Origin of the sequence: Corynebacterium sp. CCUG 69979, assembly GCF_024454095.1 — a bacterium.
Lineage (GTDB): Bacteria > Actinomycetota > Actinomycetes > Mycobacteriales > Mycobacteriaceae > Corynebacterium > Corynebacterium genitalium.
The window spans coordinates 1-16,291 of the sequence record NZ_JAGPZA010000031.1 but is presented as its reverse complement, the minus strand read 5'-3'; the positions used below and the strand labels follow the sequence as shown (position 1 = coordinate 16,291).

Here is a 16,291-nt window from a genome sequence, read left to right as displayed (position 1 = left end):
AGCATATATTTTCCTGAAACCTCGTGGTTAAGCCCCGGAAACCGGCGATTCCAGACACACTTTTTGTCGTTTAACCCCATGCTGTCGCCGCAGCGGCCGGTTCCCTGGCCCCTTAGTTGTGGTCACTGCAGTGCGCACAATGCGCGGTAAGCGCCAGATCTATCCACAGAAAAATGGTGACACGTCCGCGAAAACGGGGGTTGTCCACAGGGCCGAAAGCAACCGCTTGAGCTGGGGGTTGGCAGCGCTCACAGTGAAGCCATGCGCAGCGACACAGCACCCATCCTCATCGCCGTCGGCGACCCGATCGTGCACCCCGAGGCAACGCACCTCGCGGCCGCAACGGGCCGCCCATTGATCGACGCCCACAGTCCCGCCGACATCACCCGCCACCACTCCCGCGCCTTCGCCGTGCTTATCGACGACGAGAACCTCCCCGCCCTCACCGGCCTTCCCGAGCGCCACGGAGTGTTCCACCTGCGCAGCGACACCACCGGTGGTACAACCGACACGGCTCCACCGGGCGTTACTGATTCGTTCGCGCTGCCGGCGGAGGCTGCTGACCTCCTCGGAGCGATTGGGAAGTTAGCACTGCGCGCGGCAACCGGGGTTGCCAGTGCCCGCACTGCGACGACGGGCACAGTACTGACGTTCATCGGCGCGGCTGGTGGTGCGGGAACGTCCACCTTCGCGGCGGCCGTTGCCCGCACAGCGTCGACGGAGGTGCAACCCGTTATCGTCGACGCCCACCGTTACTCTGGCGGGATCGACCTGTTGCTCGGCGTCGAGGACGTTGTCGGTGCGCGCTGGGGTGACCTCGACATCGGCCAAGGCAGTGTGGAGCGGTCCCAACTGCGCCAGGCACTGCCGGTGACGAAGGACGGGATCGGGGTGCTCACCGGGGCCCGGACGGTGGTGCCCGAAGCGGCGGGGATTAGCCGCGTGGCCGCGGGGGACCTCGACCGGGTCGTCACAGCGCTGGGCACGGGCGGACTGACCGTCGTTGACGCGCCTGCAGACGGGCTGCCCAACCGGTGCGACCACGCATTCATCCTTGCGCCGGCAGAGGTCCGGGCGGCCGCTGCCACCGCGCTCATAACCGCGGAATGCCGGGGCGCGAACATTCCCGTGTCCATTGTGCTGCGGCACCGAGGCTGGTCCGGAATGACCGCCGAGGAGATGGAGAACGTGACCAGCACGGAGGTGGTGGCGGAAGTCAAGCACGTTCCGAAGCTCGTCCGCGCAGTCGAAGTCGGCGGGTTGCCGGTGCGCCTGCCGCGATCACTCACCGCGGCAGCTCGAACGATTTTGAAGGCGGCGAGCTAATGGAGCGCGCAGACATCATCGCCGCCGTGCAACGCCGCCTTGCTGACGACCCGTCTCTCACGTCACCGGCTGAACTCGCGGGTCTCATCCGTGAAGAGGCAGTGGTCATCAGTGACCTCGACGTGCTGGACATCATGCGTGCTCTGCGCGACGAAACAACCGGAGCAGGGCCGCTCGAGACGTTGCTCGCCATGGACGGGGTCACCGACATCTGCGTCAACGGCCCCGATGACATCTTCTTCGACCGCGGCAGTGGGCTGGAGCGCGCGGACATGAGCTTGGGTTCCGACGATGCTGTGCGCCGCCTAGCCACGCGCCTCGCCGCCAGTTGCGGGTGCCGCCTCGACAGCGCGAAGCCGTACGCCGACGGACACCTTTCACGTATCGACGGCACCGTCTTACGCTTCCACGCCATCCTCGCCCCCACCTCCGCGGGCGGCACCTGCATTTCCCTGCGCGTGTTGCGCAGCAAGACGGCCACGTTGGACCAGCTGCGTTCCTCTGGGGCTGTGGATGGGGAAAGGGAGGCGGTGCTGAGGGGAGTCGTCGATAAGCGAAAAGCTTTTCTCGTTGTCGGTGGCACCGGGACAGGCAAGACGACGCTGCTGGCGGCCATGCTGGCGCAGGTCGCGCAGCACGAGCGCATAATCGCGATCGAGGACACCGTGGAGCTGACTCCGGCGCACCCGCACGTGGTCAACCTGACCTCGCGCGGGAAGAACACGGAAGGCGCAGGTGAGATCACCATTGCTGACCTGCTGCGACAGGCTCTGCGCATGCGGCCCGACCGGATCGTGGTGGGGGAGATCCGTGGAGCGGAGGTTGTCGATCTTCTCGCCGCGCTGAACACAGGCCATGACGGGGGTGCGGGGACTGTTCACGCCAACTCCATCGATGAGGTGCCCGCACGGTTGGAAGCGTTGGCGGTGCTCGGCGGGCTCGACCGGGAAGCGCTGCACTCGCAGCTGGCAGCGGCGGTGGATGTGGTGATCGTGATGCGCCGGGAGAGCGACGGCCGACGCATTGTCCACCAGATCGGTGTGCTGGAAGGCAACCCGGTGGTGCCGCGGGTCGTGTGGGATTCGCGCGCCGGGCAGCGCGACGGGTACCGGGAGCTTTGCACGGAACTGGGGGTGCAGCCGTGATCTCAGTGATTTCGTGGCCGGCTGCGCTGCTGCTCGCCCTGGCCCTGTGCGTGCCGCCTGCGCGTCCTGCACTGCGCATCGGTCAAAGATCCGCCCCGATGACTCAGGCGGCCTTGCGTCCCTTGGTGGGGATCGGTGGTGTGGTGGCTGTGCTCGCAGTGCTCGCGACGGACCGGGCGACGCTGCTGCTCAGCGTGTGTGTCGCCGGGGCGACAGCCATCCACTCGGTGGTGGCGGCCCGCCGGCGCCGCGCCCACCACGACCGTGCCGTTGCCGCTGCCGGTTACCTCGGCCACTTGGTCGCAGCCTTACGCGCTGGATCGAGCGTGGCCGAGGCATGCGCACGGGCCGCCGAGCAGACCGCCGACAACGCTCCAGCAGACCTTGCCAGCGAGCTGCGCCGTGTGGCCGCCCACACGAGAAGCGGCGGGGCGGGTGCGGCGATCCTGGCGGCGTCACCCCTGCCTGAGCTGCGGGATGTCGGTGTCCTGTGGGGCTTGTCGGCCAAGCTGGGCATTCCCGTTGCGGACCTGCTCGGCAGCGCGCGGTCGCGCCTGGACAACGCTGTGCGGCACCGCAACGCTACTACGGCGGCGCTGGCGGGTCCTCGGGCAACTGCAGTGGTCCTGTCCGTGCTGCCGCTGGCGGGGATCCTCATGGGGCAAGCAATGGGTGCCCGTCCGGTGGCCCTACTCACCGGCGGAGGGCTCGGCGGCCTGTTGCTGCTGGTAGGAACGGCGCTCGTCTGCGCCGGGTTCGCTACGTCGCAGGCGATCATCGGGAGGGCGGCGGGATGAGTGCGTCGATAAGCACGGTGCTGGCGACAGCCTTCCTCGCCGGGGCACTTGCTCTGCCTGGGGTGGGACCAGCGGGCCGGATTGGTGAGTCCACCCGGGACCCGAAGGCCCCGCGCGACGGGCCCGGCAACACCAGTCGACGGGGGAAGCAGCAAAAGCGGTGGGACAAGCACCGCATCGCCAGCGACATTGAATTGTTCGCCGCCTGCTTCCGCGCGGGGTTACCGGCCGCCGCGGCAGCCGCCGCAGTGGCAGAAAGCTACCAACAGGGTGGCCAGGATGAAGCACGCAACGAGGGGGAAAACGTGGGGGACACGGGGGAATCGGGTCAGCTCACGCAGCTGGGGCAGCTCTGGCGCCGCGTTGTGGCCTACAGCGAACTCGGGATTGAACCCGAACGCGCATGGGCCGTCATGCACGGCGTCCCAGGATGCGAAGAGCTGGCGTCGACGGTCACGTTGTCGCACGCCTCAGGATCAGCGGTAGCCGATTCCTGCGACCGCATCGCCGAGTCCCTGCGCGCTGACGCAGCCGACGACGCAACGGCGGCCGCAGAACGCGCCGGAGTGCTCATCAGCATTCCGCTCGCCGCGTTCTTCCTCCCGGCGTTCTTCGTCCTCGGGCTCGCGCCCGTGGTCATCGGGTTGGGGTCAGACATGTTCGGGGGTGGATGAAAAACCAGAGAACCGAGATAACCAGCACAAAACCCAGGAAACAAGAACAACCAGCACGAACCAAGCAAACAACTCTCAAGACACACCGTCATCAGAAAAGGAGACACGATCATGACTGCAGCCATCATCAATCCCACCGAGAACAACATCCAGTCCGCCCCGATGGGCCTGCGCGGGGCCGTCGATAAGCTCAACGCCGCCACGCTGCGCGCCTACGCACGAGCATCCCAGCGTGGAGCCGCAAGTGCCGCTGCCCTGCGCAACGAGCGCGGAATGTCCACCATCGAATACGCCATGGGCAGTCTCGCCGCAGCCGCTCTCGCCGCGGTGCTGTACATGGTGATCAACGGCGACGGGGTGGTCAGCGCGATCGAGGGCATCATCACCGACGCGCTGTCCAACACACCGAGTTAGGTAGAGGGTGGCGCTGATGAGAAAGGTGCTCGTCGCTGACCGCGGTTCCGTCACGATCGAGGCCGCGCTGTCGCTCGCCGTGTTGGTCACGGTGGCTGCGGCGATCGTGGCGGGGATCTCCACCATGGCCTCTTACATCACGGCTGTGGACGTCGCGGGTGCGGCGGCGCGCTCCCACGCCATCGGCATCACCTACACCCCGCCGCGGGACGGGATCAGCGTCACTGTCACCGAGGATGCCGAGGTCGTGCGCGTGACGGCGGAGGTCCCCGCGACTATCCGCCCGATGCGCGCTACCGCGGTGTATCCGGTGGAGTTCCGCTGATGCGCACGCTTATCGACGACCGCGGCCACGCCACCATCCTCTCCGCCTCCATCGTCGCTGCCGTGGTCAGCTTGGCAATGGTGGTGGCCGGCCTGGTCAGCCACACCGCCGGCACGCACCGGGCGCAGGTGGCGGCGGACCTCGCTGCCGTCGCCGGGGCAACTGCGCTCTACACGGGACATACCGCGTCGCAGGTGTGCTCCACTGCGGAGAAAACCGCGAGCTTGAACGACGCGGAGGTACGCACCTGCACGATCGACGGTGCGGATGTGATCGTCACCACTGCCGTGCGCACGGCGGGTGGGGCGAGACATGCCGAAGCCACGGCGCGCGCCGGGCCGCTGTGACAGCGGGGCTGCCGGACCACCGATAGCCAGGGGCTCAGCGCACGCGGTCGCTCAAACCAGCTGTCATGGTGACCAGCGCGCCTAGTACCTTCAGCGCGCCCGCTTTATCCAGCGGCTGGTTTCCGTTGCCGCACTTCGGCGATTGCACGCACGACGGGCAACCAGTAGCGCATCCGCAGGACTTCACGGCATCGTAGGTCGCGGCGATCCACTCGTGGAAGCGGGCGTAGCCCTCGTCGGCGAAGCCGGCGCCGCCAGGGTGGCCGTCGTACACGAACACGGTGGGCAGCATCGTGTCCGGGTGCAGGGCGGTGGATACGCCGCCGATGTCCCACCGGTCGCAGGTGGCCAGCAGAGGCAGCAGGCCGATCGCGGCGTGCTCTGCGGCGTGCAAGGTGCCAGGCACGTCGCCCGCGGCGATACCCAGCTCGTCGAGCACGACCGGGTCGATCGTGTAGGCCACCGCCCGTGTGACCAGGGTTTGCGGTGGGAAGTCGAGGGGGATGTGCTCGGAGGTGGTGCCGTCGGAAAGCTTGACGACGTACCCCGTCACCCGGTCCGTGACCTCCACATCCACGCTGGCCACCCACAACCCAGGCGAGGGGTTGACCTTGTCCACCGTGCCGATGACAGCGATGTCCGTGGTGGACCGCGCCATCGTGGAGTAGTCGGGCATCTCCGGGCGGGCGAGCGCGACGTAGCCCTCCAGGTCGAGCTCTTCAATGACGAAGAATTCGCCCTGGTGGACGTAGACAGCCCCGTCGTGCACCTGCGACATGGCGCGGGCGGAATCGACGGTGCCCAGCAGGCGGCCGTCGGTGACATCGACAATCATGACCTCTTCACCAGTGCCGCCGCGCAGGCTCACCGAGGCATGCGCCGACTCCGGCGTGATGGGCCCGTCCAACTGCGGCACGGCGAACCAGCCCTTGGCGCGGCGACGCAGGAAACCCTGCTCTTCCAGCTCGGCGACGGTGCGGGCGATGCTGTCGCTGGCTGCCACCTCATCGGGCGTGAGCGGCTTCTCGACGGCCGCGCAGTACACATGCCCCCGCAGAATGAACGGGTTCCACGGGTTGAACACGCTGTTCTCCACCGGCCGGTCCAACAAGGCCTCGGGGTGGTGGACCAGATAGGTGTCCATCGGCTCGTCGCGGGCAACCATGACCACCAGGGACGACTGCCCGCGCCGGCCCGACCGGCCCGCCTGCTGCCGGAAGGAGGCCACGGTGCCGGGGAACCCCGCCATGACCACGGCGTCGAGCCCGCCGACGTCGATGCCGAGTTCCAGCGCGTTCGTCGTGGCCATGCCGAGCACGTCACCGTTGTCGAGAGCCCGCTCCAACGCGCGACGGTCCTCAGCAAGGTACCCAGCGCGGTAGGAGGCGATCCGCTGGGCGAAGTCGGCCCGGCCGGCGGCAACCAAATCCTCAGCCGCGCGCATCGCCACAATCTCGGCAGCGCGCCGGGAGCGCACGAACGTCAGCGTGCGGGCACCGGCCCCGACCAGGTCCGCCATGATCGTGGCTGCTTCTGTCGTGGCGGCGCGGCGGACGGGGGCGCCGTTCTCGCCCTCGGCACCCTCGATGAAACCGGGCTCCCACAAGGCGAAGGTGCGTTCGCCGGTGGGGGCGCCATCCTCTGTCACAGCGGTCACATCGCGGCCGGTCAGACGGGACGCGTGGACGGCGGGGTCAGCGGCCGTTGCAGAAGCACACACGAACACTGGCCGCGACCCATAGGCCCGGGCGATTCGGTCTAGGCGACGCAGCACCAGCGCGACGTTGGCACCGAAAACGCCGCGGTAGGAGTGGCATTCGTCCACCACGACGTACCGCAGGTGGCGCAGCAGACGGGCCCACTTCGGGTGGCCGGAGAGGATGCCGGCGTGCAGCATGTCGGGGTTGGTGAACACGAAGCGGGTGGTCTCCCGCACCACGGGACGAGCCTCGGTAGGTGTGTCTCCGTCGTAGGGTGCGGGGTTGATAGGGGCGGAACCAGCCCCACCCAACACCGGATGACCCTTAATGAGGGTATTCACCGCCATCAGCTGATCGGATCCCAGCGCCTTCGTCGGCGTCAGGTAGATCGCGCACGCGGTCGGATCCTCCGCCAGCGTCGTCAGCACCGGCAGTTGGTAACCCAAAGATTTGCCTGACGACGTCCCAGTAGCCACCACCACATCGCGGCCGTCCCACGCGAGTTGGGCGCATTCGGCCTGGTGGGAAAACGGGAGGGTGATGGAAGCGTCGATAAGCGTCGTGCGCAGCGCCTCATCTGTCCACTGCGGCCATTCAACATGGCGCGCGGGGCGTCCGGGGACGGTGCGCGCATGCGTGATGGTGCCCTGCGGGCATGCGCGAGTGAGCCCTTCGAGCAGCTCTTGGGCCATCACATCCATGCGGATCCCTCCAACGGTAATTAGGATACGGAAAACTTTTCGGCTCGCCCGGCGTGATTGGCCAAGTCATGGCACACTGGTCGGTGGTCGCAGATTGTGTGCGCCTTACCGGGTGCTCGCGAGCTCCAAGCATCTACGAAAGGTTAACCACAATGGCAACAGGAACTGTGAAATGGTTCAACGCCGAAAAGGGCTTCGGCTTCATCGCACCTGATGACGGCTCTTCTGACGTTTTTGTCCACTACTCCGAGATCCAGGGCAGCGGCTTCCGCACCCTCGAAGAGAACCAGCAGGTCGAGTTCGAGATCGGCGAAGGCAGCAAGGGTCCGCAGGCACAGCAGGTCCGCGCGCTTTAACGCTTATCGACGGTCAAAAAACGGCGCCCCACTCGGGCGCCGTTTTTGCGTGTGCGGGCCTCTTAGATCACTGAGACACCGCGCCGGACATCGCGCCAGTCCCACAAACGTGACTGCAGGCGCTGAATGCCCAGGCCAACCAGAGAGCCGAGGATCACACCGACGATCATGGCCAGCAGCGGGAAGTCCGACAGGATCGTGCCGCCGAGGTACCCCACGCCAACGCCGATGAAGACCCACAGCACGACGCCGATGGTGTCGTACAAGAAGAACTTGAACCAGCTGAAGCGCACCGAGCCCAGCAGAATCGTGGCCACCCACCGCGCCCACGGGATGAACCGTGCCACGATGATGGTGACAGGCCCGTGCTGGTTCATATTGTCCCGCACCCATTCGATGGCGCGACCAGCGTTGGAATCCGGATCCAGGCGGTTGACAAAGTGGATCAGTTTCCCGCCCAGCATGAAGCACAGGTTGTCGCCGATCAGCGCGCCGATCATGGCGGCGCCGATGACCCATTTGACGTCCGGCACACCCTGGGAGGCGGAGAAAGCGCCCGCCAAGTTGAGGACGGTTTCGCTGGGGACGAGCGGGCACAGCGCGTCGACAGTGATGAGCAGGCCTAGCAGCGGATAGAAGATAGGCATGGTCATCAACTGCTCCAAGAATTGGATCAGCGAATCGATCATCTCAGCCATGTCAGGAAAGTGTACTTCGCGTGGAACTTATTCAGGGAAGTTTTCATGATCAGTCACAAAGACCTTATATTCCGTGGTAGTTGTCATAGAGAATGAGCTCGAGAGGTTTAAGGAGTCACCCGGCGTGACGGATAACGGCAAAACACTGGTCATTGTGGAGTCACAGACCAAGGCGAAGAAGATCCAAAAATACTTGGGCGACAACTACTTCGTTGAAGCATCTGTGGGCCACATCCGCGACCTGCCCGGCCGCGCCGCTGACATTCCCGCCAAGTACAAGAAGGAAACGTGGGCCAAGCTCGGAGTGAACCCCGAGGACGGCTTCCAGCCGATCTACGTGGTCAGCCCCGACAAGAAGAAAAAGGTCACGGACCTCAAAGACAAGCTGAAGCGCTCCGACAAACTGTTGCTGGCAACAGACCCGGACCGTGAGGGTGAGGCCATTGCCTGGCACCTGCTCGAGGTGCTCAAGCCGAAGGTTCCAGTAGAGCGCATGGTGTTCAACGAGATCACCGAATCCGCCATCCGCGAGGCCGCAGAGAACACCCGCGAGCTGGACATGGACCTCGTCGACGCGCAGGAAACCCGCCGCATCCTCGACCGTCTCTACGGCTACGAGGTCTCGCCCGTGCTGTGGAAGAAGGTCATGCCGCGCCTGTCGGCGGGCCGTGTGCAGTCGGTGGCCACGCGCGTGATTGTCGAACGTGAACGTGAGCGCATGGCTTTCGTCTCCGCCGAATACTGGGACGTGACCGCCACCTTGAACGCGGGCAGCGGCGGGGCCGCTAACCCGGACGACTTCGACGCGAAACTGTCCACCATCAACGGGACGAAGATCGCCCAGGGTCGTGATTTCAATGACCGAGGTGGGTTGAAAAATGATGCGGTAGTTGTCGTCGATAAGCAGCGCGCGGAAACGCTCGCTGAAGGTTTGACCAGCCAAGACCTGACGGTTGCCAGTGTGGAGTCGAAGCCGTACTCCCGCCGGCCGTACGCCCCGTTCATGACATCGACGCTGCAGCAGGCCGCGGGTGCGAAGTTGCACTTCACATCGGCGCGCACAATGCGCATCGCGCAGCGCCTGTACGAAAACGGTCACATCACGTATATGCGTACGGACTCCACATCGCTGTCGAAGCAGGGGCTCGATGCCGCACGCAACGCCGCCCGAGAGCTGTACGGGTCGAACTACGTGACCGATCAGCCGCGCCGCTACGACCGTAAGGTGAAGAACTCGCAGGAGGCGCACGAAGCGATCCGCCCCGCCGGCGAGCGATTTGCCACTCCCGGTGAGCTCGCGAGCGCCCTCGACGCCGAGGAGTTCAAGCTGTACGAACTGATCTGGCAGCGCACCGTCGCCTCCCAGATGGAAGACTCCCGCGGCACCACTATGACCGTCGTTGTCGCAGGTCAAGCTGCCGACGGCACCGACGTCGAGCTGACCGCCTCCGGCCGCACGATCACGTTCCCCGGCTGGCTGCGCGCCTACTCCGACACGCAGGACAACAAGGAAAAGCACCTGCCGCAGCTGTCTGAAGGCGACGCGCTGACCGCCCGCGAGGTCACAGCTGACGGCCACTCCACCAACCCGCCGGCGCGCTACACAGAAGCGTCGCTGGTGAAGAAGATGGAGGACCTGGGCATCGGTCGCCCGTCGACGTACGCGTCCATCATCAAGACCATCCAGGACCGCGGTTACGTGGCCACCCGCGGCAACGCGCTGGTGCCCACCTGGGTCGCGTTCTCCGTGGTGGGGCTCATGGAGCAGAACTTCGACGCGCTCGTGGATTACGAGTTCACATCCTCGATGGAGGACGAGCTCGACGAGATCGCCCAAGGCACCGAGAACCGCACCGAGTGGCTCACCGGCTTCTACTTCGGCGACGCCGAGGCATCCGACACCACCGCCGAGGCTGTAGCGCGCCGCGGCGGCCTGAAGCACATCATCGAGGCCAACCTCGAGGCGATCGACGCCCGCAAGGTCAATTCCCTCGAGCTCTTCCGCGACGAGGAAGACCGTCCCGTCTACGTCCGCGTCGGCCGCTACGGGCCGTACTTGGAGCGCCAGGTCGGCGTGGGAAGCGACGGCGAGCCGGAGTTCCAGCGCGCCAACCTGCCCGAATCCACGACTCCGGACGAAGTCACCCAAGAGATGGCAGAAAAGCTCTTTGCCACCCCGCCGACCGGCCGTGAGCTGGGGCAGAACCCCGACACCGGCCGCATGATCGTGGCCAAGGAAGGCCGCTACGGCCCCTACGTCACCGAGCTTGTCCGTGATGACGAGCGTGCCACCGCCGAAGCCCACGCCCAAGAGGTCATCGCCGCCGAGCGCGCCGAGGAAGACGCCCAGCGCGCGGCCGAGGGCAAGCGCGCGAAGAACTGGGAGACGAAGACCGCGGAAGCAGCGCGAGTCAAGCGCACCGAGCAGCTTGTCGACGAGCAACTCAAACCCGCCACCGCCTCCCTGTTCTCCTCCATGGAACCGTCGACGGTGACGCTTGACGACGCTCTGAAGCTCCTCTCCCTGCCCCGCGAAGTCGGCGAGGACCCCTCCGACGGTGAGATGATCACCGCCCAGAACGGCCGTTATGGCCCGTACCTGAAGAAGGGCAACGACTCTCGCTCGCTGGCCAACGAGGACCAGATCTTCACCGTGACGCTGGATGAGGCCCGCCGCATCTACGCCGAACCGAAGCGCCGCGGCCGCGCCGCCGCTCAGCCGCCGCTGAAGGCGCTTGGCGACAACGACGTCTCCGGCAAGCCCATGACCGTCAAGGACGGCCGCTTCGGCCCCTACGTGACCGACGGGGAAACCAACGCCTCCCTCCAGCGCGGCGACACCCCCGAAACCATGACGGACGCCCGCGCCAACGAACTGCTCTCGGCCCGGCGCGCCCGCGAAGCCGAGGACGCTGCCGGCGGCGGAGCGAAGAAAGCCACGAAGAAGAAGGCCTCCAAAAAGAAGGCCACCAAGAAGGCTGCGAAGAAGCCGAAGCAGACCACCAAGCGTGTGGTGAAGGCGGGCACGCGCAAGAAGTAGCGTGGGGCTGGCGTGTGTAAGGCGCGGCCGCACCCTCGCCGAGTGCGAGGCGCGGCTAGGCGCTGTCCGCCATCGTCGCGCGCACCGGGCGGGCGAGCTGCGTCATCTTGTTGCGGCCGCGCAGCTCGATCGACTTCATCACGGTCCAGCGCGCCTGCTCGATCTCGTTGGCGCTTGTCAGCGTCGAGGCGTTGGTGAGCACTCGGCCCGGCGTGTCCTTGGCCACCTCGGTGAGACGGGCGGCGGTATTCACGGCGTCACCGATGACGGTGTACTCGAAGCGGTCTTGGCCGCCGATATGCCCGGCGACCACGTGGCCGCTCGCAACGCCAATACCGGCGTCGAGCTCGAGTCCGCGCAGCTCTTGGCGCAGCTCGCGTGCGGCCTGGAGGGCGTGGGAGGCCGAGTCTGTCACCGCCAGCGGCGCACCGAAGACGGCCAGGGCCGCGTCGCCCTGGAATTTGTTGATCACGCCCTTGTTGCGGTGCACCACGTCCACGACGATCTCGAAGAAGGCGTTGAGGGCCTCCACGACCTCTTTAGGGGAGTGGTTGACGGCGAAGTTCGTCGAACCGATGACGTCGACGAACACGACGGCGACCTTGCGGTCCTCGCCGCCGAGCTCCGGCTTCTCCTCGAGGGCCTTCTGGGCCACCTCGGAGCCGACGTACTGGCCGAAGATGTCGCGGACGCGCTCGCGCTCGTTGAGCCCGCGCATCATTTCGTTGAAGCCGGCTTGCAGGACGCCGAGCTCGGAGCCGTCGTAAATAGGCACCTGCGTGTCCGTCTCACCGCGGCGCACTCGGTTGATCGCCTGCTGGAGCTCCTTGATCGGGTCGACGACGTTCATGACGGCGAACGCGGTGCCCGCCATGCCGGTGAAGATCGCGGTGCCCGCCAGGGCACTTACCGACGGCAACAGCTCACCGGGGGTGTCTTCGAAGAACCCGTAGTACTGGGCGGCCAACAGGAACAGAATGCCCAGCAGCGGCACGCCCGAAGTCATGAACCAGGTCATATACAGACGCTGTTTGATCGGAGGTTCCAGAGTGGAGTCCTCGTGTTGCCGCGCCAAGGTCGATGCCGCCACGGGGCGCACGAGGCGTTCCGCCTGAACGAAGGTGAGCACGCAGGTGACCAGGCCCGCCATGAGGGTGGAGATGGCGATGACGAGGGCTAAGGAGCCGTCGTAAAGCGCCGTGGCTGTGGTGGCAATGATGATGCCGAGGAGCCAAATCACCCCGACCACGAGTGTCTGCAGCACCGGAATGCGGAGCACAAGGCGGTATACGCTGTGGGCGTCGAAATCGTCGGGGCGCCGCTCATACAGCAGGACCGGTCGAAACAGCATGTAAGAGACAATGCCGCCGAAGATCACGGCGATGACAAGATAAACGACCGCCAACGGCCCGAAGACATTCGCCACATCCGCCAAATACTCCGTGCCCTGCATCGGAATGAGGTAACGGACGAAGAACATGATCGCGATCGCGCTGACCACGTTGGTGAACAGCAGCACGGAAGCATACAGAGGCCATGGTGTGCCCATGAGCCACTTCACGCCGCGCCAGATTCTTTCCACGTTCACCTACTCTACGTCGGGGGTAGGTGAAGAGTGGACAAGCCATCGCGGAGCGGGCCCAGGGTGGTGTTCGGGAGGGGTTGTAGGCTGGTGAGCGTGAGTGAGCTGAGCGTTCCGGAGAGGCTGGCGGGGACCCCGTCGGTCCGTGCGACCATCCTCGGCGCCGCGGCGGCTGCACGCGGGGTGCCCGGCGCTGACCCGCACGCGATGACGCACTCCTGGTTGTTCACTGGCCCGCCGGGGGCAGGACGGTCGACAGCGGCTGTGGCGTTCGCAGCGGCGCTCGTGTGCGAATCGCCCGCGGACGCACTCGGTTGCGGGCACTGCCAAGCCTGCCGGGACGTCTTCGCCGGCGCCCACACGGACGTGGTGCACATCGTGCCGGAGGGCATGACCATCAGCATCGACACGGTGCGCGACACGATCATTCCTGCAGCGACACGCTTACCGACGGTCGCGAACTGGCGCGTCATCATCATCGAAGACGCCGACCGCTTCTCCCGTGAGGCCCCCGAGGCGATCCTGAAGACGGTGGAGGAGCCGCCGGAAACCACCGTCATCATCATGTGCGCCCCGTCCACCGACCCGCAGGACTTCTCCGTGACCCTGCGGTCGCGCTGCCGCCACCTGTACGTGCCCGCCCCGTCCGTCGACGAGATCGTGCGCATCCTGGTTTCTGAAGAAGGCGCAGCGGAGTCCGACGCGCGGTTGGCCGCCGTCACGTCGCTGCGCCACATCGGCCGAGCGCGCCGCCTGGTGAACTCTGATGCTTCGCAGAAGCGCCGGGCGGCCGCCATCAACATCGCCGAACTCGTCTTGCACGGCGACCAGGCCTTCCAAGGTGTGGCGGCGTTGGTGAAGTCCGCAGACGCGGAGGCGAAGGATGCGTATGCCTCGTCCGACGAGGAGGAGCGCAAGCGGCTCGAAAACGCCCTCGGCATGGGTGCGAAAGGCAAAGGCGCGGCGAAGGCGCTGCGCGGCACGGCGTCCTCGCTCAAAGAGCTCGAAGCTGCGCAAAAGGCGCGCGGTACCCGTCGCCTGCGCGACGTGCTCGACCTCACCCTGGTGGACCTCGCCGGGATCTACCGCGACGCGATGATCACCAGCAGCGGGGGAGGAGTGCCCCTGGTGCACCCTGACTTTGAGGGGCTATCCACAGAGATTGCCAACCACGCCGACCTGGCGGGCATCACGGAGTGCCTCGACGCCGTGGCCGAATGCCGCGCGCGCCTGCACCAGAACGTCATGCCCGTCATCGCCTTCAACGGCATGCTCGGCCGCATCCGCATCGCGTGCGGAGTGAGCTAAGTGTACTGAGCGGGGACATAGATTGAGCTCGGCGCGGAGCGGTCGACGAGAATTCTGTAACTACTGGTATGTACACTGGGGGCATGGACACAAGGACACGTCTCTTGGATGCGGCCCAGGAACTGCTGTGGGAGCGGGGTTATGCAGCAACTAGCCCGAAGGACATACTGAGCCGAGCCGACGCGGGGCAAGGCAGCATGTACCACCACTTCTCGGGCAAGCAGGACCTCGCGGTGGCCGCTCTGGAGGCCAGTGCGACAGCCATGCGGAATGATGCGGATGCGTTGCTCCGTGGCAAGGGAACGGCCACGGAGCGTCTCGTTGCCTATCTCGAGCGCCAGCGCGACTCCCTCCGGGGCTGCCGTATGGGTCGTATGACTTATGACGTCGACGTGATCGCTACGCCTGAGCTGCTTCAGCCGGTCTCCTCAACCCTGGCATGGCTTGTCGAGACGATCGGGACAGTCATTCACGAGGGGATCGATGCGGGTGAGTTCCCGTCTGGAACTGACACCCACCAATTGGCCTCGATGGTCGTGGCCACAGTGCAGGGTGGCTATGTCTTAGCCCGTGCCCAGCAAGACCCTGTAGAGTTCGACGCCGCTATCCGCGGCGCAATTACGCTCCTGCGCACCTGGAGCCGGCGATGAGCTTCGCTCCCGGGTACTTCACGGGCACAGTCGAAGCCAAGACCTTGGCCGGGCACCCACCCGTGAGTCGACACTGGCTGTGTACGCCGTCACGTTTGCGGCTGGGGCGCACACTCATCCCAAGTGTCAGGGACTGTATGCCACGGACGGCGTTGCCATGGTTCACATTGAAGGGCAAGTGCCCCAGTGCCTGGCTGGGGGCGAGTCCATCTGGCTCGATGCCCGCCGGCGACACTGGCATGGCGCTGCACCCGAACAGCCCATGACACATGAGGCCTACCAGCAAGCCGCTGATGACCTGTCGGTTATCGAATGGCCGGAACCCGTCAATCCCGCGACTTAGTCCCACGCAACAAAGGAGAACCACTGATGTACGCCATGCAGTATCAGATCACGCTGCCCACTGACTACGACATGCAAATCATTCGCGATCGTGTCACCCGGACGGGGCACCTCATGGACGGCTACCACGGACTGGAGTTCAAGGCCTACCTCATCCAAGAGAAGGCCAGGGGTGCAACCCACAACGCCTACGCACCCTTCTACGTCTGGCGCGACATCGACGGGATGCGTCAGTTCTGCTGGGGCGAACCTGGATACTCGGCCATCGTGCACGACTTTGGCCGCCACCCGATCCAAGACTGGACTGTCCATCAGCTCGTTGCCGGTCCGGCTGACTACGTCGCAGCCCGCAGCTTGACCATCAAGACCGTGCCCCTGCCGGACGGCGCCGCGCCGTCCCACTGCATCGAGGGCATTACTGCGGACTTTCTCGTTACGACCATTGACTCCACCGTGGCCCGCGTCGCTGCCGTGGACGTCACCGCCTGGGCCGCCGTCCTCGTCGAGCTCAGCACCAAAGAAGCCGACGAGACCTCCACCGATGTCTCCGCCTACGAGGTGCTGCACGTTTCCGCTGCTGCCTGACTCGGCCACCATCGAGCCTCCCTGGAAGGCTTCTTCATGTCTCGGCCCAACGCTGCCCTCACACCCCGTCACCGTCTCAAGTTTGCCCAGTTTTGTGCGGGGGTGCGCGTCGATTATGCTATCGGTTCGGACCTTTAATAGTCCCCGCCGCCTTAGCTCAGTCGGCAGAGCATCTCACTCGTAATGAGAAGGTCGCGAGTTCGATTCTCGCAGGCGGCTCCAAGTGTCATCAGTCGCGACATTGTTGACATATGAGTCGCGACATGGTGGACAAACCGGCGTCTTGGTGTTTATTTTTTCC

The 16,291-nt window shown here is 65.6% G+C and carries 16 protein-coding genes and 1 tRNA gene; 14 read left to right on the top strand and 3 right to left on the bottom strand.

All coding sequences use genetic code 11. The features are described from left to right. Positions 1-261 precede the first annotated feature (261 nt). The 7 genes from ssd to KBX18_RS11465 all read left to right on the top strand — a co-directional run bounded on the left by ssd (position 262) and on the right by KBX18_RS11465 (position 5,028). A complete protein-coding gene (gene ssd / locus KBX18_RS11495; protein WP_255996239.1) occupies positions 262-1,326 on the top strand; it encodes a septum site-determining protein Ssd in 1,065 nt (354 codons plus the stop codon). Beyond that, positions 1,326-2,471, top strand: coding sequence for a TadA family conjugal transfer-associated ATPase (locus KBX18_RS11490; RefSeq protein WP_255996238.1), 1,146 nt, complete (start codon positions 1,326-1,328; stop codon positions 2,469-2,471). The genes ssd and KBX18_RS11490 overlap by 1 nt, the downstream gene beginning before the upstream one ends. Continuing rightward, positions 2,468-3,268, top strand: coding sequence for a type II secretion system F family protein (locus tag KBX18_RS11485; RefSeq protein ID WP_255996237.1), 801 nt, complete (start codon positions 2,468-2,470; stop codon positions 3,266-3,268). Before KBX18_RS11490 ends, KBX18_RS11485 begins: the two co-directional genes overlap by 4 nt. Beyond that, positions 3,265-3,942: a type II secretion system F family protein gene (locus tag KBX18_RS11480; protein ID WP_255996236.1), complete on the top strand. Its 678-nt coding sequence runs from the start codon at positions 3,265-3,267 to the stop codon at positions 3,940-3,942. The genes KBX18_RS11485 and KBX18_RS11480 overlap by 4 nt, the downstream gene beginning before the upstream one ends. 204 nt (positions 3,943-4,146) lie before the next feature. After that, positions 4,147-4,356, top strand: coding sequence for a DUF4244 domain-containing protein (locus KBX18_RS11475; protein ID WP_255996240.1), 210 nt, complete (start codon positions 4,147-4,149; stop codon positions 4,354-4,356). Between the two features lie 16 nt (positions 4,357-4,372). Next, positions 4,373-4,681: a hypothetical protein gene (locus KBX18_RS11470; protein ID WP_255996235.1), complete on the top strand. Its 309-nt coding sequence runs from the start codon at positions 4,373-4,375 to the stop codon at positions 4,679-4,681. After that, positions 4,681-5,028 (top strand): Rv3654c family TadE-like protein, encoded by a 348-nt coding sequence (locus KBX18_RS11465; protein ID WP_255996234.1) that lies wholly within the window; start codon positions 4,681-4,683, stop codon positions 5,026-5,028. Before KBX18_RS11470 ends, KBX18_RS11465 begins: the two co-directional genes overlap by 1 nt. A 34-nt stretch (positions 5,029-5,062) precedes the next feature. Here the strand turns inward: KBX18_RS11465 and KBX18_RS11460 are convergent, their stop codons facing one another. Continuing rightward, positions 5,063-7,429: a DEAD/DEAH box helicase gene (locus tag KBX18_RS11460; RefSeq protein WP_255996233.1), complete on the bottom strand. Its 2,367-nt coding sequence runs from the start codon at positions 7,427-7,429 to the stop codon at positions 5,063-5,065. A gap of 152 nt (positions 7,430-7,581) precedes the next feature. Here KBX18_RS11460 and KBX18_RS11455 point away from each other — a divergent pair, with 152 nt between their 5' ends. Further along, positions 7,582-7,785 carry a cold-shock protein gene (locus KBX18_RS11455; RefSeq protein ID WP_005287157.1) on the top strand — a complete coding sequence of 68 codons (204 nt, stop codon included), beginning with the start codon at positions 7,582-7,584 and terminating at the stop codon, positions 7,783-7,785. A 62-nt stretch (positions 7,786-7,847) separates the two neighbouring features. Here KBX18_RS11455 and KBX18_RS11450 read toward each other — a convergent pair whose 3' ends face one another. After that, a complete protein-coding gene (locus KBX18_RS11450) occupies positions 7,848-8,483 on the bottom strand; it encodes a DedA family protein (protein ID WP_005287145.1) in 636 nt (211 codons plus the stop codon). A 124-nt stretch (positions 8,484-8,607) separates the two neighbouring features. On the opposite strand from KBX18_RS11450, the gene topA reads away from it, so the two are divergent. Next, the gene (gene topA / locus KBX18_RS11445) at positions 8,608-11,523 is read left to right on the top strand and encodes a type I DNA topoisomerase (protein ID WP_255996232.1); all 2,916 of its coding nucleotides are present in this window, start codon (positions 8,608-8,610) and stop codon (positions 11,521-11,523) included. Positions 11,524-11,578: 55 nt separating this feature from the next. Here topA and KBX18_RS11440 read toward each other — a convergent pair whose 3' ends face one another. Further along, on the bottom strand, positions 11,579-13,105 hold the full coding sequence (locus tag KBX18_RS11440) for an adenylate/guanylate cyclase domain-containing protein (protein ID WP_255996231.1): 1,527 nt from the start codon (positions 13,103-13,105) through the stop codon (positions 11,579-11,581). Positions 13,106-13,201: 96 nt separating this feature from the next. Here KBX18_RS11440 and KBX18_RS11435 point away from each other — a divergent pair, with 96 nt between their 5' ends. The 5 genes from KBX18_RS11435 to KBX18_RS11415 all read left to right on the top strand — a co-directional run bounded on the left by KBX18_RS11435 (position 13,202) and on the right by KBX18_RS11415 (position 16,212). Continuing rightward, positions 13,202-14,413, top strand: coding sequence for a DNA polymerase III subunit delta' (locus KBX18_RS11435; protein ID WP_255996230.1), 1,212 nt, complete (start codon positions 13,202-13,204; stop codon positions 14,411-14,413). A gap of 83 nt (positions 14,414-14,496) precedes the next feature. Then, positions 14,497-15,063, top strand: coding sequence for a TetR/AcrR family transcriptional regulator (locus KBX18_RS11430; protein ID WP_255996229.1), 567 nt, complete (start codon positions 14,497-14,499; stop codon positions 15,061-15,063). Between the two features lie 157 nt (positions 15,064-15,220). Further along, complete coding sequence (locus KBX18_RS11425; protein WP_255996228.1) at positions 15,221-15,406, top strand: hypothetical protein; 186 nt, start codon at positions 15,221-15,223, stop codon at positions 15,404-15,406. A 26-nt stretch (positions 15,407-15,432) separates the two neighbouring features. Next, positions 15,433-15,990: a DUF4865 family protein gene (locus tag KBX18_RS11420; protein WP_255996227.1), complete on the top strand. Its 558-nt coding sequence runs from the start codon at positions 15,433-15,435 to the stop codon at positions 15,988-15,990. 146 nt (positions 15,991-16,136) lie between these two features. Beyond that, positions 16,137-16,212, top strand: a tRNA-Thr gene (locus tag KBX18_RS11415). Positions 16,213-16,291: the final 79 nt, after the last annotated feature.